Origin of the sequence: Amycolatopsis thermalba, from assembly GCF_023376025.1 — a bacterium.
Taxonomy (GTDB): domain Bacteria; phylum Actinomycetota; class Actinomycetes; order Mycobacteriales; family Pseudonocardiaceae; genus Amycolatopsis_E; species Amycolatopsis_E thermalba.
Window position 1 is genome coordinate 2929593 of record NZ_CP091196.1, and the last position, 21159, is coordinate 2950751.

Below are 21159 nucleotides of genomic sequence, written 5' to 3' on the forward strand. Positions count from 1 at the left end.
TGCCGGACTCCCCTCAGGCGCGGCGGCCCAGGAACGCCAGCATCCGCGTCTGCTCGTCCGCGTCCGGCGGTGCCGTCACCTCCGGGCCGAAGAACCCCGGCCGCCGCACCACGTGCTGCCGCGCCCAGTCCGCCGCCAGCGCCACCAGGTCCGCGTCGAGCCGGACGTCCAGCTTCAGCGCGTGCCCGATGTCCCACGTGTGCACCACCGTGTCGGTGATCATCAACGGCACCACCGCGGCCAGCGGCACCTCGCCGATCCCGGTGATCCGCGTGGTCCGCGCCAGCGCCTCCCCGGTCAGCGCGGGCACCGACGCCGCCCGCGCCTCGCGCCACCTCGCCACCGGGTCGTCGCCGGCCAGCGTGCCCGGCGCCGGCGCGCCCGGCGCGCCCGTCCGCTCCGGGTCCGGCTCGCCGGTCGCCCACGCCCGCATCTGCCGCTGACCCCAGATCACGTGCCCGGCGACGTCCCGCACCGTCCACTCCGCACACATCGACGGCGCGTCCCACCGCTCGTCCGGCACCGCCGCCAGCACCGCGTCCAGCCCGTCCTGCGCCCGCCGGTACCGTTCCATCAGCTCCATCGCCGACTCCTTTCCTCGATACCCCGAGGACGAACGGCGGCGGCCGGACTCGACACCCCACGGGCGCGAATTCTGGACCCTCCCGTCGCTGGAGGCCTTAGGTTGGCGGTCATGACGCCCTGCGCCGAGTGCGGAGCACCCGGGAAACCGTGTGCGGAGCTGTTCCACACCGTGCTGGCACTGGACCACTCCCGGCGCCCACCGTGGGGACCGCTGCACGGCGTCACCGTCGCCTGCTTCCTGCTCCAGCACCCCAGCCGGCTGCCGGAGCGGGACCGGGCCCGCGTCTGGCAGGTCCTGCGCACCTACCTCGACGAAGGCGCCACCGGCCTCGCGACGCTCACCGCCCGGGCGCGCCGCGCCAACTCGCACCGGAACCGGCGCGCCGCAGCTCCCGGTGCGCCGCCTCCGCCGCCCGGACCGGCGCCCACGTCGTTCAGCGTCACCATCGCCGATGTCGCCCAGGACGGCACGTTCCCCGCCGCCGGCTTCCCGGAACGCGTCCGCGCCTGGGCGCTGGCCACCGTCACCGCCTGGGGCAACGGCTGACACGCGACTACCGCAGCGCGTCCACCACCCGGGAAGCCGCCTCGGCGAGCAGCTTGTTGTCGTGCTCGGCATCCGGGGTGCCGCGGCTCGACATCAGCGCCAGCACGATCGGCGCGCCCGTCGGCGGCCAGATCACCCCGATGTCGTTGCGCGTGCCGTAGTCACCGGTGCCCGTCTTGTCCGCCACCGGCCACTCCGACGGCACCCCGGCGCGGATCAGCTCCGCCCCGGTCCGGTTCCGGCGCATGATCCCCACCAGCAGGTCGCGCTTGTCGGCGGGCAACGCGTCTCCCAGGAGGAACGCCCGCAGGCTGCCGGCCATCGCGCGCGGGGTGCTCGTGTCCCGGATGTCGCCGGGGATGGCCGAGTTCAGCTCGACCTCGAGCCGGTCCGGATGGGTCGTCGTGTCGCCGATCTCGCGCAGCACCGCCGCCAGGCCCGCCGGGCCGCCGACCTCGGCGAACAGCAGGTTCGCCGCCGTGTTGTCGCTCTGCAGCAGCGCCGCCTCGGCGGCCTCGCACACCGTCACGCTCCGCCGGTCCTTCGTGATCGGCGAGTTCGGCTGGATGTCCGCATCGGTGTAGGTCACCACCTTGTCCAGATCGACGTTGCGCCGCAGCACCGCGCCCGCCAGCAGCGACTTGATCGCCGACGCGTAGTTGAACCGCTCGTCGGCCCGGTGCGCGATCTCCCGCCCGGTCCCGGTGTCGATCGCGTACACCCCGAGGCGCGAGTCGAACCGCGACTCCAGATCGGCGAAGGACACCTGCGGCACCTGCGCCGCGGGCGAAGCGGGGGGTGGCGGCGGTGGCGCGGCAGCACACGCACCCACCAGGCCGAACACGAGCAGAACCACCACGGCACGAAGAGTTCGAACAACCATGGCCCCAGCCTTCCGCGTCCACTCGATACCGTCGAAGACCAAAACGAAGGTTTCCATGCGGATCCGGCATAAGATGCCCGGTGTGGATCTCGTCGGTGCCTGCCGGGCGTTCGTCAGCGTCAGCGAGCGGGGCAGCTTCACCCTCGGCGCGGCCGCCGCCGGCATCCCCCAGCCGGTCGCCAGCCGGCGCATCGCCGCGCTCGAACAGCACCTCGGCGACCGCCTCTTCGACCGCTCCACCCGGCGTGCCGTGCTGACCCCGTTCGGCCGCGACGTGCTCCCCGCCGCCGCGCGGCTGGTCCGCCTCGCCGACGCCTTCGAACACGACGCCCGCCGCGCACGCCGCCGCCCGTTGCGGCTCGCCGTCCCGGACTGGTGCTCCGCCCGCGACCTCGCGCACCTGGACGCCGAGGCCCGTGACCACGACCTCGTCCTCGACTTCCGTCCCGCCCCGCCCGCCGAACGCGCCGGTCTCGTCCGCACCCAGCAGGTCCGCGCCGCCCTCACCGCGGTCCCGGCCGACGAGGCCTGCTGGCAGGTGCCCCTCGGCGTGGCCGCCGCCGTGCCACCCGCCGCGCACACCGTCTACCTGGAAACGCTGCGCGTCGGCCGCGGCGAGGACGGCCCGGCGCGGCGCGTGTGGCTGCAGCCCGAGGACGACGTGCCGCACATCCGGGACCGGCTGCTCCACCTGCGCGACGCGCTCGGCCTGCGGCCCTCGCAGGTCGTCACCGCGGAGTCCCTGGTCACCGCGGTCGCCGACGTCCTCGGTTCCGCCGACCTGCTGCTCTGCTCGGCCGCGCAGGCCGCGGACCTGGACCTGCACTGGCGGCCGCTCGGCGAGCTGCGGCTGGTCCGCGGCTACGCCCTGGCCGTGACGTACAGTGACGACACCGAGCGCCTGCGGCCGCTGTCGCGGTCGATCGGCCGATGCCTGGGGGAGACGTGAGCACCGAAGCGCTGCTGCGCGAGCTGCGGGACCTGCTCGACGACGCGGGGCTGCGCGGCTCGTTCCTGGTGCGGGACCTGCGCGGCGGCGAGGAGATCGCGATCGAGCCGGACGCGCAGTGGCCGTCCGCGTCGCTGGTCAAGATCCCGCTCGCGGTCGCCACGCTGGAACGGATCCGGCTCGGCGAACTCGACGGCGCCGCCACGCTGGACATCGAGCCCGGCCGCATCACCACGCCCGGGCCGACCGGGCTGAGCCGGTTCCGCCACCCGGCGCGCATCGCCGTGGACGACCTCCTCTACCTCAGCACGGCGATCAGCGACGGCGTCGCGGCCGACGCCCTGTTCGGTCTCACCCCGCCGCCGGAGGTGGCGCGGATCCTCAAGGGGTTCGGCATCGAGGGCATCACCGTCCGGCACCCGATGCAGGAGCTGGCCGACACGCCCGCGGAGCGCTTCGACCGCGGCGAGGTGCACCTGGCCTACGCGCTGGCCGTCGACGCGGGCACCGCCGGGCGCGGGCACCGCATCCCGCAGCTGGACGTGACGCGGGCGAGTTCCGGTTCGGCCCGGGCGTTCGCGGACCTGCTGCAGGCGCTGTGGACGCCGTCGGCGATTCCGGCCGGAGTCGCCGCGCGGGTGCGGGAACTGATGCGGCACAACGTGGTCCGGCACCGGCTGGCGCCGGACTTCGTCTCCGACGCGACGGTCTGGTCGTCCAAGACCGGCACGCTGCTGACGCTGCGGCACGAGATCGGGGTGGTCGAACACGCCGACGGGCAGGCGTTCGCGGTGGTGGCACTGACCGAATCCCGCGTGGCGGCCGCGCAGCAGCCCGGCGCGGAGGCGGTGATGGCGCGGGTGGCGCGCCGGCTGCGGGACCAGCTGCGCCTCGGCCACTGACCAGCCACTACGCCAGGTGGATGCGACACGAGTGGCTGAGTGGCTCAGCCACTTGGCCAGTGGTGCCCGAGGTGGCATTGGTCGAGTGGCTTGACCACTGGGCCTGTCGAGTGAAGGAGGAATGGTCCAGTGGTTCAGCCACTTAGCCACTCGGCCACGCATCCAGTCGGCCCTCGGCTTCTGCGAAAGCGGCCGGGTGGTCCAGTGGCTCAGCCACTGGACCACCCGGGTAGCTGGACAGGCGCCCGGTTGCCCCGTCGGGCGGCGAGGCCGGGCGGGCGCTAGCCCAACGCCACGCGTAGCGCCCGTCCCATCGCGGCGGAGTCGTGGTTGGGCTCCACGCCGTCGACGATCAGTACCGTGCCCGGGAGGTGGTCGGCGCGCAACGGCACGATCTCCTGGTACGCGGGCGAGTCGTACCAGGCTCGGGCGTCCTCGACGGTCGGGAAGCCGAGCATCACCAGGTGGCCCGGCCACTCACCCTCGCGGACCTCGACCGGCGCGCCGTGCACCAGGAACCGCCCGCCGAACGGGTCCAGCGTCGCCTGGATGCGCTCCAGGTACTCGGCCACGTCGGGGTGCGGCTCGGCGGGCAGCAGGTGGGCCAGTGCGTAGGCGGTCATCGGATCCGTCCTTTCCGGAAGTGATGACCCCATCCTGCGGCAGCCCGCGCCGGGCGTCGATTACCTCGCAGGTAACGTCAGGACGTCGCGGCGCCTGCTGCGAGCCGCACGTCACGACGTGGCCGGCGCCTGCTGTGGGCCGGACGTCAGGACCTCGCCGGCGCCTGCTGCGCGCCGAACGTCACGATGCCCAGCGCCTCCGCGCCGGACGTCAGGACGTCGCCAGCGCTGCTGGGGAGCCGGACGTCACGACGTGGCCCGCGCCTGCTGCGGGCCGGACGTCGGGACGTCGCCGGCGCCTGCTGCGAGCCGCACGTCAGGACGTCGCCAGTGCCTGTTGCGCGCCCGGGTGCAGCGGCACCGGCTCGGTGCGCGTGGCGTTCTCCCGCGTGATCTCCTTCGCCGACGGGTGCACGCTCTCCAGGTCCGCCCGCTTGTCGAACATCAGCTTCGTGATCGCGCACGCGTCGCTCGCCGGGAAGTCCTCCCGCACCAGCAGCAGGTTCGGCACCACGATCGTCGGGACGTCCGCGGGCTGCCCGTACGTCGCCGCGGGGATCGTGCCCGTGTCGTACACCGTGTTGATCTGCTTGAGCGCCGCCAGCTGCGGGGTGATGTCGATGAACTTCACCTGCCCCTTCATCGTCGTGGTGATGTCGGTGATCTGCGCCGTCGGCAGCCCGCCGGACCACACCAGCCCGTCGATCGTGCCGGACTTGATCCCGTCCGCGGTCTTGGCCAGGTCCAGCCGCTGCGCCTGCACGTCGGTGTCCGGGTTCAGCCCGGCCGACTGCAGCAGCCGGTTCGCGATCACCTCGGTGCCCGACTTCGGCGAACCCGTCGAGATCCGCTTGCCGCGCATGTCGGCGATGCTGTTGATGCCCGAGTCGGTGCGCACCAGCACCTGCGTCGAGTTCGGGTAGAGCCGCGTCAGCGCCTGCACCTTCTGCGGCTTGCCCTCGAAGCTGCCCTTGCCCTGCACCGCGTCGGCCGCGGTGTCGGCCAGCGAGAACGCGATGTCGTAGGTGCCGTCGACCAGCTGCTGGATGTTCTGCACCGACGCGCCGGTCTCCGCCGCGGTCGCCTTCAGCCCGGTGTTGTTGCTGATCAGCTGCGCCAGCCCGCCGCCGAGCACGTAGTACACGCCGCCGCTGTTGCCGGTGGCGATGGTGAGCCTGCCGCTGCCGGCCTCACACGCCTGGCTCCCGCCCGCCGCCGGCTGGTTCGGTTGCTTCCCGCCGCAGCCCGTCGCGACCAGGGCCATCGCCACCAGCGCCGTCAGCAGTCGTTTCATGCCGCCTCCTTCGGATCACGAGATGCGCGGCCGTCGCGGCCACGCCGAAGGCCAGGCCCGCCACGATCGGCCCCGGCTCCAGGTAGAGCAGGCACACCGCGGCGGGCACGAAGAGCGCGCGCACCGCCGGGTGGACCGGGCCGAACAGCCACCCGCCGGTCACCACCCCCAGCGCGGCGACGGCGAGCGCGGACACCGCCAGCACCCACACCACCGTCACGCCATCCGACTGGAGCAGCAGCGCCGCCCCGTTGTCGGTGAGCACGAACGCGATCGGCACCAGGAACGCCGGCAGCGTGTACTTCCAGCACTGCCACATGGTCGCCATGACCCGGCCGCCGGTGATCGCCGCCGCCGCGACCGCCGCCAGCGCCGTCGGCGGGGTGACCTCCGACAGCACCGCGTAGTAGAAGATGAACATCGCGCGCTCGGCCGGGGCCACGCCCAGCGTCTCCAGCGCGGGCGCGATCACCACCCACGCGATGATGAACGACGCCGTCACCGGAACCGCCAGCCCGAGCACGCCGACCGCGACCGCGGACAGCAGCACCGTCAGCGCCAGCACGACCGTGGCGTTGTCGGTGACCGCCCGCGCCACGTCGACCAGCGCGTCGGCGAGTTCCAGGCCCAGCCCCGTCTTGGTGATCGTCGACGTGATCACCCCGGCCGCCGCGCACACCGCGATGACCGGCAGCGCGCCCCGCACACCGCGGGACAGCGCGCCCACCATGTCCACCGCCCAGCCGCGCAGGTCCCGCCGCCGCGCGATCAGGGCGAACAGCGCCGCCACCCCGGTCGCGTACACCACGGCCGCGAACGGCGGGATGTCCAGCGCCAGGAACACCACGATGATCGCCAGCGACAGGAAGTGGTAGCCGCCGCGCAGCAGCAGCCGCCACGGGTCGCCGCGCTCGACGTCCACCGGCTTGGCGTGGAAGCGGCGGGCGTCGGCCTCCATCGCGAACACGATGCCCAGGTAGTACAGCAGCGTCGGCACCGCCGCCCAGATCAGCACCGTCAGGTAGGAGGTCTGCAGGTACTCGGCGATGATGAACGCCGCGGCGCCCAGCGTCGGCGGCGACAGGATCGCCCCGATGCCGGACGCGGCGAGCAGGCCGCCGGCGTTCTCGCGCGGGTAGCCGGCGCGCTGGAGGATCGGCCAGGTGATCGAGCCCAGGCTGACCGCGGTCGCGGTGCCCGAGCCGGACACCGTGCCCAGCAGGAACCCGGACAGCACCGTCGTCCGGCCCGGCGCCGTGCGGGAGCGGCGGAACGCGGCGAAGGAGATGTCGACGAAGAACCGCCCCGCGCCGGAGGCCTCCAGCACCGCGCCGTAGATGGTGAACAGCACGATGTAGCTGGCGGCCACGTCCAGCGGGGTGCCGAAGAAACCGCTCGCGTCGTTGTAGAGGGCGTTGATGATCTGGCTGAAGTCCACGCCGGCGTGCGCGATGCCCCAGTTCGGCGGCAGGTAGCCGCCGTAGTAGGCGTAGGCGAGGAAGAGCAGGCAGACCAGCGGCAGCACCCAGCCGGTGGTGCGGCGGGTCGCCTCGAGGACGAGCAGGAGCAGCAGCGCGCCCGCCACGATGTCGAGCGTGGACAGCTGCCCCTGGCGGTCGAGGAAGTCGTCGTAGCCGATCAGCACCGGGTACAGGCCCACGACCAGCGCCACCACGGCCAGCGCCCAGTCCAGCAGCCACGGGTTGTCCGGGGTGCGCCGCGACCGGGCCAGCGGCCGGTAGCACAGGAACACCAGCGGCAGGGTGCAGCCGAGGAAGATCACCAGGTAGAACTGGTTGCCCTTGCTGTAGGGGAAGAAGACCTGTTTCAGCACGAGCAGGGCCACGCCGAGCGCGGCCAGGTACACCAGCAGGTCGGGCCCCCGCGACAAGCGCCGCGCGGGCCGCTCTTCGTCGTGCTCGGCGACGATGTCGCCGATCTCGTCGCCCTTGACGGCCTTGGTCATCACCGCTCCTTTGCGATGATCACACCTTAGGTCGCGCACCGGTCATACGGAAGGTTTCGCCGGTGCCCGGCCGCCTGCTACGGGACGTGCTCGCCGGTGACGTACCGCTACCGGCGCGCTCGCCGGGCCGGAGTGCTCCAGTGTGGACGGTCGTGGCGTCAGGCGTGGTCGCCGAGGTTCCACTCCCAGCCGTTGAACCCGTCGAGCCCGTACGGGGCCAGCACCAGGCGCCCGGTGGTGTTGCGGGAGTCCAGGACGATGGTGCCGTGGTAGTTCTGGCCCGGCGACAGGGCGAGGGGGAACAGCTTGCCCCGCGACAGGCAGCCGATCGCCGGTGCGCTGCTGAGGCTGCCGCCGGTCTCGGTGACGCCGTCGGGGCCGATGATGGCGAAGTTGTTCGGGTTGAGCACGCTGCCCGCGAAGTCCCCGCCCATGGACGGGGACGTGGTCACCGTCAGGTCGAGGAAGATGAAGCGCCCGTTCTCCGGTTCCTGCGCGTACGGCTCGGTGCAGCGGCCGCCGACGGTGACCTTCGTGAGGGTGAAGACGACCTCCGGCTGACCGGCGCGGCTGCCGTACCCGACGGCCTCGCCGATCTCGACCTCCACGTTCTGCCGCGGGTTGACCGGGACCGTCGGCGTCGGTGACGTCGAGGTCGACGGGCGCGGCCGGGAGGTGCCGGCGGGCGCGGCCTTCGTGGTGCCGCCGTCGCGCGTGACGGCGAGCGTGACCCCGACCGACACCCCGGCGACGACGAGCGCCCCGGCGATCGCGAGCGCGACGATGGCGCCGATGTTGCGCCGCGGCGCGGGCGGCTGCGGCCACTGCGGGTACTGGTAGGGGTCGAAGCCGGGGGGCTGACTGGTCACGAAGATCCTCCTGATCGCTGCCCGGCTTGTCGCGGCGTGGCGGATCTTCGTGACCAGTTCCCGGAATACCGGGTGGTTCGTCCGTTTCGGACGGCCTCGGCGCCGGCTACCGGTCGTCCGGCAGGTGCCGCCAGTGCTCGGCCGCCTGCGTCATGTCGCGGCGCAGGTGCTCGAAGAACCGTCCGGTGTCGCGCAGCCGGTCGCCCGCGGGCGAGGCGCCGAAAACCTCGGCACCGCGCCACGCGTAGTCCGCCCACAGCGCCATCGACCGGACACTGGCCAGCCACGCCTGGTACCAGACGTGCTCGTCGATGACGTACCGCTCGCGGCGGCCGTCGCGTTCGCGCCGGGCCAGTCCCCGCTCCGCGAGCCAGCGCACGGCCGTGGAGACCGACGCGGGGCTGACCCGCAGCCCGGCGACGAGTTCGGCGGCGGTGAGGCTGCCGGTGTCGCTGGTGAACAGGCGGACGAGGACCTTCGCCGCCATCGGCGGCACACCGGTCTGGACCATCATCGCGGCGAAGTCCTGCTCGAACCGCCGCGGGTCGCCGCCGCCCCGGGCCGCGGGCGGCTCCGGCAGCGGGGCCGGGCGGCGGCGGTGGGCACGCCAGGCGGTGGCCTGCTGGGCGCGGTCGGCGCGGTAGCCGTGGGCGCCGCCGTTGCGCGCGACCTCGCGGACGATCGTCGATCCGGGCCGCCCGAGCCTGCGGCCGATCTCGGCGTAGCTCAGCCCCATCGCCAGCCCGGCGGCGATGCGGCGGCGTTCGCCGAACGTCAGCCGGGCGCGGATCGGTGCATTCAGCTCCAGGCTCATTGCATCGATCGTAGTCGGCCTACCTGGAAAATCCTTGCCGCCCGGTTGCTTCGAGTGCGAATCCGCTCCTAGCGTTCGCGACGTGCTGAAGCGACTGACGTACCCCGACGGACACCGCGGGTGGCTCGCGACGAGCCACGAGCTCGTCCGGCAGGTGCTGGCCGATCCCCGGTTCAGCGCCCGCTCCGACCTGCGGCACATGCCGGTGCCCGGCGCGCCCGGCAACCAGGCGCCCGCGCCGCCCGGGATGTTCAACTCGATGGACCCGCCGGAGCACACGCGCTACCGCCGGCTGCTCGCCGGCCAGTTCACCGTCCGCCGCATGCGGCAGCTCGAACAGCGGGTGCGGGAGATCAGCGACGAGCACCTCGACGCGGTGGCGCGGCAGAGCGGCCCGGTGGACCTGGTGCGCGCGTGGGCGCAGCCGATCCCCGCCCAGGTCATCTGCGAACTGCTCGGCGTGCCCTACGCCGACCGCGCCCGGTTCCACGGGCACGCGCTGGACCTGTTCCGCCTGGACCGGACGCCGGAGCAGACCGCGGCGGCGTACTCGGCGGTGCACGAGTTCGTGCGCGACCTGGTGGCGGCCAAGCGCGCCGCGCCTGCCGACGACCTGCTCAGCGGGCTCACCGCCAGCGACCTCACCGACGAGGAGCTGGTCAACATCGGTTTCGCGCTGCTGGGCGCCGGCCTGGACACCACGGCCAACATGCTCGCGCTCGGCGCGTTCACCGCGCTCACCCACCCCGGCGCGTCCGAGGTGCTGCGTGCCGAGCCGGACCGCGCGATCGAGGAGCTGCTGCGCTACCACAGCGTGATCCCGTTCACCGTGCGCGCCGCGCTGGAGGACGTCGAGCTGCACGGTGAGCGGATCACGGCCGGCGAGTGCGTCACCCTGTCGCTGCCCGAGGCCAACCGCGACCCCGCGCACTTCGCCGACCCCGACGTGCTCGACCTGCTCCGCCACGCCGCCGGGCACGTCGCGTTCGGACACGGCGTGCACCAGTGCCTCGGCCAGCAGCTCGCGCGGGTGGAGTTGCGGGTCGCGCTGCCCGCGCTGCTCACCCGGTTCCCGGCGCTGCGGCTCGCGATCCCCGCCGCCGACGTGGTGATGCGCGCGGACAACCTGGTGCGCGGGGTGGTCGAACTACCCGTGGTCTGCGAGGACTGAGCGGTGACGGCTCACCGCGACGGGGGCGCCCCACCCGGCCCGCCACCGGCGGACGGCGTGGTCCGCGTGTCCACGCGCACCGCGAGGCTCACGGTGTAGCCGCTGCCGACGTCACCGGTCACCGTCGCCAGCTGGGACGCGCCGCCGTCGTCGCCGAAGACGTTGTCGCTGGACAGGCTCACTTTCTGCAGGTTGGCGACGGAATCCTCGTACCCGGGCTGCTGGTAGACGGCCTCGCACGCGTCCTGCGGCAGCGCGACCTGCGAGGTGGCGATCGCGTTCGAGGAGTCGGTGATGCTCGCCTGGTCCGGGTAGACCTCGAAGTGGATGTGCGGCCACCGGCCGTCGTAGCAGGCCGGGAAGATGCTGGTGAACGTCACGCGCCCGGCGCCGTCGGCGATCTGCACGCCGCGCAGGAAGTTCTCGTTCTCGATGCCGTCGGAGTACATCGAGTACCCGCCTTCCCGGGTGCAGTGCCACACGTACACCGCCACCCCGGTGAACGTGGCGCCGCCGTTGGCCAGATCGGCGATCGTCAGCTCCAGCGTCATCGGCACGCCCTCGGCCGTGCCGCTGGACTCGCCGAAGCTGGTACGGATGTCGCCGCGCACGATGCCGCTCTGCGTCAGCACGTCCGGGCCGTTGGAGCCGTCGCCGGGGTAGGGGCCGGCGGTCTCGTCCGGGATCTCCCCGGCTGCCGACGCCGGGGATGACGCCGCGGACGACGTCGTGGTCGGCGAGGAGCCGGTGGACCCGGCGCCGCACGCCGTCAGCGCGACGCCGGCCGCGCCGATGCCGAGGAAGCGCAGCGCCCGGCGGCGGTCGAACAGGGTGCCGAGGTCGAAGCCCAGCCCCTGGTCCACGACCTCTTCGTGCGGACGGGGGAGCGGGCGGCCCTGGTAGGCGGGTTCGTCGTGTCGCATGGGCACCATCGTCGGGTCTCGTGCTGTGCGCCGGGTTTGCCTAGTCTGTGAGCCCGCCGTGCGTCGTGGGAACACCGGCGCTCAGATGAGCGGCCGCCAGTGCCCGCGTGCCCTCGATCGCCGGGCCGTTCGGGCAGCGCCACGGGAAAACCCCTGGGACTGATCACCGCACCGGCCAGACTGGCCGGGCACGCCGCACGTCCCGGGGCCGGAACCCGAAAGGTGACACAAGCGTCGATGGTGTTTCGGTTCGGCTTCACGCTCGGCAGCGTGGAGGCCGTCGTCGCCGGGCGGGCGCTGGGCGTGGACGTCCGCGTGTTCCCGCTGCGGATCAGCCACACCACCGTGGACCCGCTGCGCTTCGCCCGGCTCGCGATCCGGGTGCACGACGACCTCGAGGGCCGCGGCCTGTCCACTCGCGGCGAACCATCCGCCAGGCGCCGGGCCAGGACCGGCTGGGGTTCTCCCTCTTCCCGGACGAGGACCTGGTGCCCCGCCTGGCCGGCGCGCTGCCCCCGGCCGGCCCCGCGCCCGGCGGCCCGCTGACGGTGTCCCGCCACGAGGACCGCCCGGACACCGAGGCCGGCCGGTGCCTGGTCCAGACCACCACGGACGCGGCGGGCACCGCCGCCGCGCGGTACGTGCCGGCCACGTTCGCCGGGGTGGCCGACGCCGTCCGGGACGTGATCGCGACCGTCTACTGAGGAAGGCGCGGGGATGACCGAGGACGCGCGCGAGGCCGACCAGGCGGTCGCGCTGAAGCGGCTCGCGTCGAACGGCGGGTTCGCCGTGGACGAGCGGACCGGCGAGAAGATGATCCAGGCGCTGCAGGACATCGTCGACGCGCTGGAGGCCCGCTGGCCGGCGCTGCAGCGGTTCGCCGGGTCGCCGCGGCTGAGCAGCACCGCCACCGCCCGGTGGGTGTCGGCCGTGATGGTGCGGACCGCCGGCGACGACCGCGGCCTGCTCACCCGGCTCCAGCAGGCCAGGGCCGAGCTGCCCACCTACATCGAGGCGATCCGGCTCGCCCAGGAGAACTACCGGCCCGCCGACGGCGACACCGCGGCCACGCTGCACCGCTACCGCGCCTGACCAGGAAAGGGAAACCATGGCGGAGCTGTCCGGCGCCGGAGCCGGCATCCAGGACGTCACCGCGGACCCGGGCTCGCCCTGCTACATCGGCCCCATCGGCCACGACCACACCTCGGGCGACGAGATCCGCGCGCAGGTCACCCGCGAGGTCGACGACGAGGGCGTGGAGATCCGCGACCACGGCGGCGCGCCCAGCTCGGTGTGGGACAACGCCTCGCACGAGGACATGCTGCGCGTCATCAACGACAACGCCGACTCCGCCGCGGTCACCGTCACCTCGCCGAAGTCGGCAAGTGGCTCGGCGCCACGGCCAAGGGTGCCACGCTCACCGGCCGCCAGCAGGAGATCCACTCCCAGGCGCTCAACGAGACCCAGATCACCGACCCGGTCGTCTACGCGCGGCAGGCGCAGCTCGACGAGCAGGCGCTGCGGCAGCAGGCCGCGCGGATCATGACCCAGTACGACGAGACCGTCGGCGCGGCCACCCTCACCCCGGCCTTCCCGGCGCCGCCCTCGCTCACCGGGCTCACCGCGCTGCAGTCGATGTTGCGGCCGGCCACGGCGATCCCGGACACCGCGGTCGGTACGGCGAGCCTGCGGTCGGCCACCGATGCGGCGGGGGCGGGTGCCACCGCGGACCTCGGCGGGACTGGCGCTGTCCCGCCTGCCCGCGGTGCCGGAGCGGTCGACATGCCGGCGGTGTCCGATGTGGACTTTCCCGCGGGCGCCGCCGAGTACCGGGCGAGCGTGCCGGACCTGCCGGACACCACGGTCGCGTCCTCGGCGGTGGATCCGGCCGCCCGGGTGTCGGCCATCGGGTACTCGGGCGGGGTCAACGGTGACAGCATCGCCAGCCGTCTCGGTGGTGTCCCACCGGCCGGGAACCCGTTGCGCGGGCTGGATTCCCTCGGTGGCACCCCTCCCGGTGGCACCGGCGCCAAGGGCAGTGGCGGTGCGGCCGCGCTCAAGGGGCTCGGTGGCGGCGCAGGTGCTGGGGGTCGGCGGAGCGGGCACGAGCGCCGGCCGTCTCGGCGCGGGGCGCGGGTCCGGCGCAGTGGCGATGGCCGGTGAGGAAGCCGCGGCGGCCCGCGGCACGGTGGGCGCCGCGGGCGCGGCCGGCCGCCCGGGCACTCCGGCCGCGGGCGGCATGGCCCCGCACGGCGCGAAGGGCAACGGCGACGACTGGACGAAGAACAAGGACGAGCAGGAGGAGCGGTCACCGGCCGCGCTCGGCCACTGCGGGCGCGGCCGTGGCCGGGCGCAGCCGCACCGCGCGCACGGCGGCGCCGCCGAGCAGCAGGAACACCGCGACCAGCAGGTACACCGCCCCGGGCGTCCAGGACGCGTCGAGCAGCCACCCCGCGACGACCGGCGACAGGATCGCGCCCATCCGGCCGATCCCGATGCCCCAGCCCACCCCGGTGGCGCGCACCGGCGCCGGGTAGATCGACGGGGTCAGCGCGTACAGCCCGGCCATGCACCCGTTGACGAACAGCCCGATCAGCAGGCCCACCCCGAACGCGAGCGCGAGGGTGCCGGTAGCCGGGACGAAGACGCTGAGCAGGACCGCGGTGACCACCGCGTAGCCGGTGAGGACGTGCTTGAGCGGGAACCGGGACGCCAGCAGGCCGAGCAGTGCGGTGCCGAAGATGCCGCCGAGGTTGAGCAGCACCCCGCCGGTGATGCCCTGCGTCGCGGACAGGCCCGCGTCGACCAGCAGTTTCGGTGTCCAGCTCGTCACGAAGTAGAACCCGAACATCACCAGGAAGAAGCTGAGCCAGCTGAGCAGCGTGTTGCGGCGCAGGGCCGGCGACAGCAGCTGCGCCACGCCCGCCGACGGGCGGACCGGCGCGGGCGCGTCGGGCAGGGTGTCCAGCGGCGGCTGCTTCATCGACGCCAGCAGCTTGTTCAGCCGCGCCAGCGCGCCGGGGGAGCGGCGGACGAGCAGGAAGTCCAGCGACTCCGGCAACCGCCACAGCACCGCCCCGATCAGCAGCGCGGTCGCGACCGCGCCGAACAGGAACACCGCCCGCCAGCCCGCCGTGCCCTGCAGGACGGCCGCGACGATCCCGCCCAGCGTGGCGCCCACCGCGTACCCGGTCGAGTTCAGGCTCACCGCCAGCCCGCGCCAGCGCGCGTTGGCGTACTCGGCGGCGATCACGTTGCTGGCGGCGAGGATGCCGCCGATGCCGATGCCGGTCAGCACCCGGGTCAGGCCGAGCTGCACCGCGCTCTGGCTCGCCGCGGACAGGAACATCCCGCCCGAGGACAGGGCGAGGCAGCCGAGGATCAGCGCGCGGCGGCCGAACCGGTCGGCGAGCGGGGCGAGGAACAGCGAGCCCGCCGCCATCCCGGCCAGCCCGGCGGACAGCAGCAGCCCGAGCGCGGCCGAGGACAGCTGCCACTCCCGGGACACGCCGCTCGCGGTGAACGACATGACGAGCACGTCGAAACCGTCGAGAACGTTGAGGAGAACGCAGATTCCGATGGCGGACCACTGGAACGACGACATGGGGCTCGCGTCGAGACGAGCCCGGATCATCTGACCACTCATGCTGGGCCTCACTGCCGGTCGAGTGCGGATTGTCAGCGTGGAGCTTGCGAATCCGGGCACTACGGGCACAACGGCGATCTCATTGAATGAGAACCCGCTGGACCGGCGGAGGCCGTGGTGGATCTCGAACCGGACGCCCCGGCGCCGGCCGTCACCGGGATCAGCAGGCACGGAGCTCACGCAGCGCGCGTCGCCCACGCTGGGGCCGTGGGAGCCGGCGCGACGGCAGGCTGATGCACAACTGGTTCGAGCGGGCGTCCGGGGGCCTGCACCAGCGGCTGACGGCCTGACGCACGCGGGTGCCCCGGAGCCCCGGGGCACCCGCCGCGGTGGTCAGCCCGGGAGCAGCTCGCTCAGCTCCTCGGCCGGGTGGTGCGGCGTGGCCGCCGGGTCCGCGGGCGCCGGCGCGACGGCAGGCTGGCCCACAACTGGGTCGAGCGGGCGTCCGGGGAGCTGCACCAGCGGCTGACGGCCTGACGGACGCGGGTGCCCCGGAGCCCCGGGGCACCCGCCGCGGTGGTCAGCCCGGGAGCAGCTCGCTCAGCTCTTCGGCCGGGTGCTTCGGCGTGGCGGCCGCCGGGTCCGCGGGCGCCTCGACGGTGCGCGGCGCGGGGTTGCGGTTGATCAGCAGGCGGAACACGTCGGGCCGGGAGTAGTGGCCCACCGGGTCCGCGGCGGACTTCGCGATCGCGATCAGCGCGGGGTCGAGATCGGCGTACAGGATGCCCTCCTCGGTCTCCGCGAGCGGCTCGGCCAGCGGCGTGCCCTCGGGGCCGAAGATCCGCGCGAAACCGCCGCCGCGCCGCAGTAGTTGCCGCTTGGCTTCGGTGTCGCAGAAGACTTCGTGCGCGGCCTCGCCGATCACCGAACACGCGGCGAGCACGAACGCCTGGCCCTCGACCGCGTACACCAGGCTGGCGGCGGTGTTGACCTCCGGGCCGAGGGCGGTCGCGGCGCCGCGGTAGACCGAAAAGCTCGGCCACGACGCGACGTGGATCTCCTCGCCCAGGCTGTACATCGTGTACTTGGTGAGCGGCTGGAAGTGCTCCCAGCAGTTCAGCCCGCCGAGCCGGCCCAGCGGGGTGTCGTGCACCTGCAGGTCGCTGCCGTCGCCCTCGCCGTACACCGAGCGCTCCACGTGCGTCGGCTTGAGCTTGCGGCGCACCGAGATCAGCTCCCCGGTGCCGGAGATGAAGGCCTGCGCCATGTAGAGGCTGCCACCGTCGCGTTCGCTGAAGCCGAGCACCACGTGCACGCCGTTGTCGGCGGCGGCCCGGCGGATCCGGCGCATCTCGTCGCCGTCGCGGGTCATCGAGCCGGCGGCGTAGCGGGGCACGAACGCCATGCCCGCGGCGGGGGAGTCGAGCCAGATCCACCACGGGTAGCCGGGCACGAACGTCTCGCCGAACGCCACCAGCTTCGCCCCGCCGCGCGCGGCCTCGCCGATCAACGCGATCGTCTTCTCGACGCTGCCGGCCAGGTCCAGCCACACCGGCTCCGCCTGCACCGCCGCGACCCGCACCGTGCTCTCCATGACGCCTCCTCCGCTCCGGGTTGCTGGAGGGCATTCTGCGGCGGCCGGGCGCCGGGGGAACCGACCGCGTGTGCCGGGGTCACTGACCGCGTGTGCCACCCGGGGTCGTGCCGAACTCGGCGCGGAAGGCGCGGTGGAACCCGGACTCGCTGTCGAAGCCGCAGCGCGCGGCGACGGTGGCGACCGGCCGGTCCGGGTGTTCGAGCAGCAGCGCGCGGGCGTGATCGAGGCGGATCCGGCGAATCTCGGCGGCCACGCTGTCCGGCGCGAAGACCCGGTACAGGGTGCGGCGGGAGACACGGCAGGCCCGCGCGACCCGGTCCACGTCCAGGCGGGGGTCGGCCAGGTTGCGGCGGATGAACGCGACGGCCCGTTCCCGGACGAGGGCGCGCGCCGGATCGGGCCCGGGCTCGGTGCGGGCCGCGAACGAGGCCGCCGCGGACAGCAGGCCGAGGGCGTGCGGCAGGAGCGGGGCGGAGGTGTGCGGGCTGTCCTTGGCGGCGCCGGCCAGGGAGGTGAAGAAGGCGGGAACCACCTGGCCCGGCCCGGGGCCGAGCGCGCGGGCGGTGAGGGCGCGGGTGTCGCGCAGGGCCAGTTCGTGTTTGGGCACCTGGACGACCAGCTGCCGGAAGTCGTCGTCGAAGCGCAGGGTGTAGGGGCGGGTGCTGTCGTAGAAGGCCATGTCGCCGCTGGTCAGTTCCGCGACGCGGCCGTCCTGCTCGACGCGCCCGCGGCCGTGGAGCTGGATGCTGGCGAGCAGGTACTCGTCGGCGCCGCGGGCGATCAGGCTGCGGGTGCGGCGGACCACCTGCCCGCCGGCGACCACAGTGGACAGTTCGAGCGTGCCGACGGGCACGTGCTCGATCCGCCCGGCGAACGCGCCACCGGCCACCGGAGCGGCGCTCAGCTGGACGAACGTCTCGCAGATCATCTCCCGCCAGTAGGCGAACGCCTCCGCCGCGGGCACCTGCGCGGTGCTCAGCTCCACCCGGGACTGCCGGTCCATCCCGGGATTGTCGCCCCGCGCGGGCCGTCTGTCGAGCCCGGCGCGCTTGACGCGAATTAGAACCTGTTCTACCTTCGCCAGGTCGGCGTCTGTAGAGGTGAAGGTGGGCAATGATGCGAACCCGTGCGGCCGCGCTGCTCGAACAGCCGGGCAAGTGGCAGATCGTGGACATCGACCTGGACGAGCCGAAGGAGCACGAGGTCCGGGTCCGTTTCGTGGCGGCCGGGCTGTGCCACTCCGACGACCACGCGACCACCGGCGACATGCCGACCCCGCATCTGCCCCTGATCGGCGGGCACGAGGGCGCGGGTGTGGTCGAGGCGGTCGGCCCCGGGGTGCGCAACCTCGCCGTCGGCGACCACGTCGTCGCGCAGTTCGTGCCCTCCTGCGGGCGCTGCGAGGCCTGCTCGTCCGGCCGCGGCAACCTCTGCGACCTCGGCATGTACGCGCTGAGCGGCTGCATGGCCGACGGCACCTACCGGGCGCACCTGGACGGCGCGGACGTCGCCCAGATGACCATGGTCGGCACGTTCGCCCAGCACGCGATCGTCCCGGAGTTCTCCCTGACGAAGATCGACCCGGAGATCCCGTTCCACGTCGCCGCCCTGCTGTCCTGCGGCGTGCCCACCGGCTGGGGCTCCGCCGAGTACGGCGCGGAGGTCTCCGCCGGTGACACCGTGATCGTGATGGGGGTCGGCGGTGTCGGCATGAACGCGGTGCAGGGTGCCCGCGCCCGGGGAGCCGCGCACGTGCTCGCGGTCGATCCGGTCGCGTTCAAACGCGACAAGGCGCTGGAGTTCGGTGCGACGAAGGCGTTCGCCGGCATCGACGAGGCCGCCGACTTCGCGCGGTCGGTCACCAACGGGCAGGGCGCGCACTCGGCCATCGTCACCGTCGGCGTCACCACCGGCGACCACGTGGCCCAGGCGGTCAACGCGATCGGCAAGTTCGGCACCGTCGTGGTCACCGGCATCGGCGACGTCAAGGACGAGGGCCTGCCGATCAACCTGTGGGCGCTGTCGATGATGCAGAAGCGCATCCAGGGCGTCATCTTCGGCATGGGCACGCCGGCCTTCGAGATCACCCGGCTGGCCCGGATGTACCAGGCGGGCACGCTCAAGCTCGACGAGCTGATCACCACCACGTACCGCCTGGACGAGGTGAACCAGGCCTACGCCGACATGCACGCCGGGCGCAACATCCGCGGCGTCATCCTGCACGAGAGCTGATCAGCCCTTCGGCGGGCGCAGGCACGCGGCGGCGACGACGCCGGCGGTGACGATGCCCGCCAGGGCCAGCAGGCTGAACCACATCCCGTCGGCGAACGCGGCCCGGGCGGCGTCGGCGATCGGCCGGCCCGCCGGGCCGGACTGTCCGGCCACCGCCAGCGCCCCGGCGAGCGAACCGTCCGCGGCCTCCCGCGCCGCCGCGGGCAGGGCCTCGGTCGCCGGGCGCACCGCCGGGGTGTAGGTCGCCGACAGCACGCTCCCGGCGAGCGCGATCCCCAGCGCCGCCCCGATTTCCCGCGTCGCGTCGTTGACCGCCGAGGCCACGCCGTACTTGTCCGGCGGGACGTTGTCCAGGATCGCGCTGGTGGCCGCGGGCGCGGTCAGCCCGAGCCCGCCGCCCAGCACGCACACCGCGACCGCCAGTTCCGGGTAGGAGCTGTCCGGCCCGAGCCGTCCCAGCAGCAGCACGCCGGCGACCACGACGAGCAGCCCGAGGCACGTCAGCGGGCCGAGCCCGAGCCGCCGCGCGATGGCGGCCGAGGCCATCGACAGCGGCAGCAGCGACACCGCGATCGGCCACAGCACCAGGCCCGACTCCAGCGGCCCGTACCCCTGCACCAGCTGCAGGTACTGCGCCAGCACGTACAGCGCGCCGAACGCGGCGGTGAACTGCACGGTCACCGACACCGACCCGGTCGCGAAGGCCCGGTTGCCGAACAACCGCACGTCCAGCAGCGGAGCCGCGTGCCGCGCCTCGACCCACGCGAAGACGCCGGCGAGCACCACCCCGGCGGCCAGCGCCACGATGACCTCGGCGTCGGCCCAGCCCACCTCCGCCGCCCGCAGGATGCCGAACACCAGCGCCCCGATGGACACCGCGCCGAGCACCGCGCCGGCCGTGTCGAACCGGTGGGGCACCCGCTCGCGCGAGGTCGGCACCGTGACGCAGGCCAGCGCCAGCAGCAGGGACAGCGCGGCCGGGCCGAGGAACACCGAATGCCACGAGAAGTGCTCCAGCAGCAGCCCGGCGACGATCAGCCCGCCGAGACCGCCCAGCCCCGCCACGGCCGCCCAGATGCCGATCGCGTGGCCGCGCCGCTCCGGGGGGAAGCTCGCGTTGATGATCGACAGCGTGGCCGGCATGATCATCGCCGCGCCCAGCCCGGTCAGCGCCCGCGCGGTGATCAGCCAGGCCGGCGATTCGGCGAGCAGGGGAGCGGCACAGCTGAGTGCGAACACCACCAGCCCGATGACCAGCACGCCCCGGCGGCCGTGGCGGTCGCCCAGCGCGCCCATCGGCAGCACCAGCGCGGCCAGCACCAGCGTGTAGACGTCCACGATCCAGGTCTGCTGCGCCTGCGTGACCCCGGTGTCGGCGGCCAGCGCGGGCAGGGCGGTGTTGACGATCGTGACCATGGCGATCACCAGGCCGACCGCCGAGCACATCACGGCCACGGTCCAGGCCCGGCGCGCGGCGGACGACGACGAGACCTCGGACCGTGCGACGACGCGCATGCCACCTCGCTCGGCAGGAAACGAAACTGTCGGTATCGTAGCAGTACTGGCAGTTCTGAAACCAGGTCTGGGAGGATCCGGGCGTGACGACGCAGCAGGTGCCGGGCCGGCGTGATCCGCGGCTGGACCGGTCGCGGTCGGCGATCCTGTCCGCGGCCGTCGCCCTGCTGGCCGAGGGCGGCGTCCGCGCGGTGACGATCGAGGCGGTCACCTCGCGCAGCGGCGTCGCGCGATCCACGCTGTACCGGCACTTCCCGAACAACACCGAACTCCTGGCGGCGGCCTTCCAGGAGCTGCTGCCGCCGCTGGACGCGCCCGCCGAGGGCACTCCGCGCGACCGGTTGCTCCGATTGGTGCTGGCTCAGGCCGCGCAGATCGAAGGGGCGCCGGCGATGGCGGCACTGGTCTGGATGGCGGCGATCGGCCTCGGTGGCCCGCCCGACGAGGGGGAACGCGGCCGCCTCGCCGCGCTGCGCGACCACGTCGTGGACACCTACCGCCGCCCGTTCGACGTCGTCCTCGCCGACTGCCTGCCCGGTGACCCCGACGTCGACTTCGCGGCCGCCCGGCTCGTCGGCCCGCTGCTGTTCAACGCCCTGATCCTCCGGCGGCCCAGCGACGAAGCCTTCTGCGCGCGCCTGGTGGACGACTTCCTCGCTCGTCCGTGATCACCGGAGCTGCTACTCTTAAATCACTCAGTTGA

General features: G+C 73.5%; 22 protein-coding genes. 10 read left to right on the forward strand and 12 right to left on the reverse strand.

The window, feature by feature from the left end; all coding sequences use genetic code 11:
• Positions 1-13: 13 nt before the first annotated feature.
• Positions 14-583: a TIGR03086 family metal-binding protein gene (locus L1857_RS14125; protein WP_094005141.1), complete on the reverse strand. Its 570-nt coding sequence runs from the start codon at positions 581-583 to the stop codon at positions 14-16.
• Between the two features lie 111 nt (positions 584-694).
• On the opposite strand from L1857_RS14125, the gene L1857_RS14130 reads away from it, so the two are divergent.
• Positions 695-1132, forward strand: a complete 438-nt coding sequence (locus L1857_RS14130) for a DUF5946 family protein (RefSeq protein WP_116109572.1) — start codon at positions 695-697, stop codon at positions 1130-1132.
• A 7-nt stretch (positions 1133-1139) separates the two neighbouring features.
• On the opposite strand, the gene bla is transcribed toward L1857_RS14130, so the two are convergent.
• A complete protein-coding gene (gene bla / locus L1857_RS14135) occupies positions 1140-2015 on the reverse strand; it encodes a class A beta-lactamase (RefSeq protein WP_094005203.1) in 876 nt (291 codons plus the stop codon).
• 73 nt (positions 2016-2088) lie between these two features.
• On the opposite strand from bla, the gene L1857_RS14140 reads away from it, so the two are divergent.
• Together L1857_RS14140 and L1857_RS14145 are read left to right on the forward strand one after the other, a co-directional pair.
• Positions 2089-2964, forward strand: coding sequence for a LysR family transcriptional regulator (locus L1857_RS14140; protein WP_116109571.1), 876 nt, complete (start codon positions 2089-2091; stop codon positions 2962-2964).
• Entirely contained in the window at positions 2961-3866 is a 906-nt protein-coding gene (locus L1857_RS14145; protein ID WP_116109570.1) for a serine hydrolase, read from the forward strand. Before L1857_RS14140 ends, L1857_RS14145 begins: the two co-directional genes overlap by 4 nt.
• A 281-nt stretch (positions 3867-4147) precedes the next feature.
• Here L1857_RS14145 and L1857_RS14150 read toward each other — a convergent pair whose 3' ends face one another.
• From L1857_RS14150 to L1857_RS14170, 5 genes are all read right to left on the reverse strand, one after another.
• Complete coding sequence (locus L1857_RS14150; protein WP_116109569.1) at positions 4148-4489, reverse strand: DUF1330 domain-containing protein; 342 nt, start codon at positions 4487-4489, stop codon at positions 4148-4150.
• Positions 4490-4805: 316 nt separating this feature from the next.
• Complete coding sequence (locus tag L1857_RS14155) at positions 4806-5783, reverse strand: TAXI family TRAP transporter solute-binding subunit (protein WP_094005136.1); 978 nt, start codon at positions 5781-5783, stop codon at positions 4806-4808.
• Positions 5680-7749 (reverse strand): TRAP transporter permease, encoded by a 2070-nt coding sequence (locus L1857_RS14160; RefSeq protein WP_116109568.1) that lies wholly within the window; start codon positions 7747-7749, stop codon positions 5680-5682. The genes L1857_RS14155 and L1857_RS14160 overlap by 104 nt, the downstream gene beginning before the upstream one ends.
• A gap of 158 nt (positions 7750-7907) precedes the next feature.
• Complete coding sequence (locus tag L1857_RS14165) at positions 7908-8618, reverse strand: hypothetical protein (protein ID WP_116109567.1); 711 nt, start codon at positions 8616-8618, stop codon at positions 7908-7910.
• A gap of 106 nt (positions 8619-8724) precedes the next feature.
• Positions 8725-9432 (reverse strand): helix-turn-helix domain-containing protein, encoded by a 708-nt coding sequence (locus L1857_RS14170; protein WP_116109566.1) that lies wholly within the window; start codon positions 9430-9432, stop codon positions 8725-8727.
• A gap of 82 nt (positions 9433-9514) precedes the next feature.
• On the opposite strand from L1857_RS14170, the gene L1857_RS14175 reads away from it, so the two are divergent.
• Entirely contained in the window at positions 9515-10603 is a 1089-nt protein-coding gene (locus L1857_RS14175; RefSeq protein ID WP_346009471.1) for a cytochrome P450, read from the forward strand.
• Between the two features lie 11 nt (positions 10604-10614).
• Here the strand turns inward: L1857_RS14175 and L1857_RS14180 are convergent, their stop codons facing one another.
• Positions 10615-11526, reverse strand: coding sequence for an intradiol ring-cleavage dioxygenase (locus L1857_RS14180; RefSeq protein WP_249465280.1), 912 nt, complete (start codon positions 11524-11526; stop codon positions 10615-10617).
• Between the two features lie 237 nt (positions 11527-11763).
• On the opposite strand from L1857_RS14180, the gene L1857_RS14185 reads away from it, so the two are divergent.
• From L1857_RS14185 to L1857_RS14200, 4 genes are all read left to right on the forward strand, one after another.
• Positions 11764-12072 carry a hypothetical protein gene (locus tag L1857_RS14185; RefSeq protein WP_240323056.1) on the forward strand — a complete coding sequence of 103 codons (309 nt, stop codon included), beginning with the start codon at positions 11764-11766 and terminating at the stop codon, positions 12070-12072.
• Positions 12073-12074: 2 nt separating this feature from the next.
• Positions 12075-12230 (forward strand): hypothetical protein, encoded by a 156-nt coding sequence (locus tag L1857_RS14190; protein WP_240323055.1) that lies wholly within the window; start codon positions 12075-12077, stop codon positions 12228-12230.
• Between the two features lie 13 nt (positions 12231-12243).
• The gene (locus L1857_RS14195; protein WP_116109563.1) at positions 12244-12618 is read left to right on the forward strand and encodes a hypothetical protein; all 375 of its coding nucleotides are present in this window, start codon (positions 12244-12246) and stop codon (positions 12616-12618) included.
• 201 nt (positions 12619-12819) lie between these two features.
• The gene (locus tag L1857_RS14200; protein WP_162830961.1) at positions 12820-13689 is read left to right on the forward strand and encodes a hypothetical protein; all 870 of its coding nucleotides are present in this window, start codon (positions 12820-12822) and stop codon (positions 13687-13689) included.
• A gap of 145 nt (positions 13690-13834) precedes the next feature.
• Here the strand turns inward: L1857_RS14200 and L1857_RS14205 are convergent, their stop codons facing one another.
• The 3 genes from L1857_RS14205 to L1857_RS14215 all read right to left on the reverse strand — a co-directional run bounded on the left by L1857_RS14205 (position 13835) and on the right by L1857_RS14215 (position 17712).
• Positions 13835-15172 (reverse strand): MFS transporter, encoded by a 1338-nt coding sequence (locus tag L1857_RS14205; RefSeq protein ID WP_249465282.1) that lies wholly within the window; start codon positions 15170-15172, stop codon positions 13835-13837.
• 520 nt (positions 15173-15692) lie between these two features.
• Entirely contained in the window at positions 15693-16706 is a 1014-nt protein-coding gene (locus tag L1857_RS14210) for a carbon-nitrogen hydrolase family protein (RefSeq protein ID WP_116109559.1), read from the reverse strand.
• Positions 16707-16785: 79 nt separating this feature from the next.
• Entirely contained in the window at positions 16786-17712 is a 927-nt protein-coding gene (locus L1857_RS14215; protein ID WP_249465285.1) for an AraC-like ligand-binding domain-containing protein, read from the reverse strand.
• 110 nt (positions 17713-17822) lie between these two features.
• Here L1857_RS14215 and L1857_RS14220 point away from each other — a divergent pair, with 110 nt between their 5' ends.
• The gene (locus L1857_RS14220) at positions 17823-18941 is read left to right on the forward strand and encodes an NDMA-dependent alcohol dehydrogenase (RefSeq protein WP_094005124.1); all 1119 of its coding nucleotides are present in this window, start codon (positions 17823-17825) and stop codon (positions 18939-18941) included.
• On the opposite strand, the gene L1857_RS14225 is transcribed toward L1857_RS14220, so the two are convergent.
• The gene (locus L1857_RS14225) at positions 18942-20456 is read right to left on the reverse strand and encodes an MFS transporter (RefSeq protein WP_116109557.1); all 1515 of its coding nucleotides are present in this window, start codon (positions 20454-20456) and stop codon (positions 18942-18944) included.
• Between the two features lie 83 nt (positions 20457-20539).
• Here L1857_RS14225 and L1857_RS14230 point away from each other — a divergent pair, with 83 nt between their 5' ends.
• Positions 20540-21124 (forward strand): TetR/AcrR family transcriptional regulator, encoded by a 585-nt coding sequence (locus L1857_RS14230; RefSeq protein WP_094005122.1) that lies wholly within the window; start codon positions 20540-20542, stop codon positions 21122-21124.
• Positions 21125-21159: the final 35 nt, after the last annotated feature.

Coding starts and splice junctions, on each gene's coding strand:
- L1857_RS14125 (WP_094005141.1), bottom strand. CDS start 583: ATGGAGCTGATGGAACGGTACCGGCGGGCGCAGGACGGGCTGGACGCG.
- L1857_RS14130 (WP_116109572.1), top strand. CDS start 695: ATGACGCCCTGCGCCGAGTGCGGAGCACCCGGGAAACCGTGTGCGGAG.
- bla (WP_094005203.1), bottom strand. CDS start 2,015: ATGGTTGTTCGAACTCTTCGTGCCGTGGTGGTTCTGCTCGTGTTCGGC.
- L1857_RS14140 (WP_116109571.1), top strand. CDS start 2,089: ATGCCCGGTGTGGATCTCGTCGGTGCCTGCCGGGCGTTCGTCAGCGTC.
- L1857_RS14150 (WP_116109569.1), bottom strand. CDS start 4,489: ATGACCGCCTACGCACTGGCCCACCTGCTGCCCGCCGAGCCGCACCCC.
- L1857_RS14155 (WP_094005136.1), bottom strand. CDS start 5,783: ATGAAACGACTGCTGACGGCGCTGGTGGCGATGGCCCTGGTCGCGACG.
- L1857_RS14160 (WP_116109568.1), bottom strand. CDS start 7,749: ATGACCAAGGCCGTCAAGGGCGACGAGATCGGCGACATCGTCGCCGAG.
- L1857_RS14170 (WP_116109566.1), bottom strand. CDS start 9,432: ATGAGCCTGGAGCTGAATGCACCGATCCGCGCCCGGCTGACGTTCGGC.
- L1857_RS14180 (WP_249465280.1), bottom strand. CDS start 11,526: ATGCGACACGACGAACCCGCCTACCAGGGCCGCCCGCTCCCCCGTCCG.
- L1857_RS14185 (WP_240323056.1), top strand. CDS start 11,764: ATGGTGTTTCGGTTCGGCTTCACGCTCGGCAGCGTGGAGGCCGTCGTC.
- L1857_RS14195 (WP_116109563.1), top strand. CDS start 12,244: ATGACCGAGGACGCGCGCGAGGCCGACCAGGCGGTCGCGCTGAAGCGG.
- L1857_RS14205 (WP_249465282.1), bottom strand. CDS start 15,172: ATGAGTGGTCAGATGATCCGGGCTCGTCTCGACGCGAGCCCCATGTCG.
- L1857_RS14210 (WP_116109559.1), bottom strand. CDS start 16,706: ATGGAGAGCACGGTGCGGGTCGCGGCGGTGCAGGCGGAGCCGGTGTGG.
- L1857_RS14215 (WP_249465285.1), bottom strand. CDS start 17,712: ATGGACCGGCAGTCCCGGGTGGAGCTGAGCACCGCGCAGGTGCCCGCG.
- L1857_RS14220 (WP_094005124.1), top strand. CDS start 17,823: ATGATGCGAACCCGTGCGGCCGCGCTGCTCGAACAGCCGGGCAAGTGG.
- L1857_RS14225 (WP_116109557.1), bottom strand. CDS start 20,456: ATGCGCGTCGTCGCACGGTCCGAGGTCTCGTCGTCGTCCGCCGCGCGC.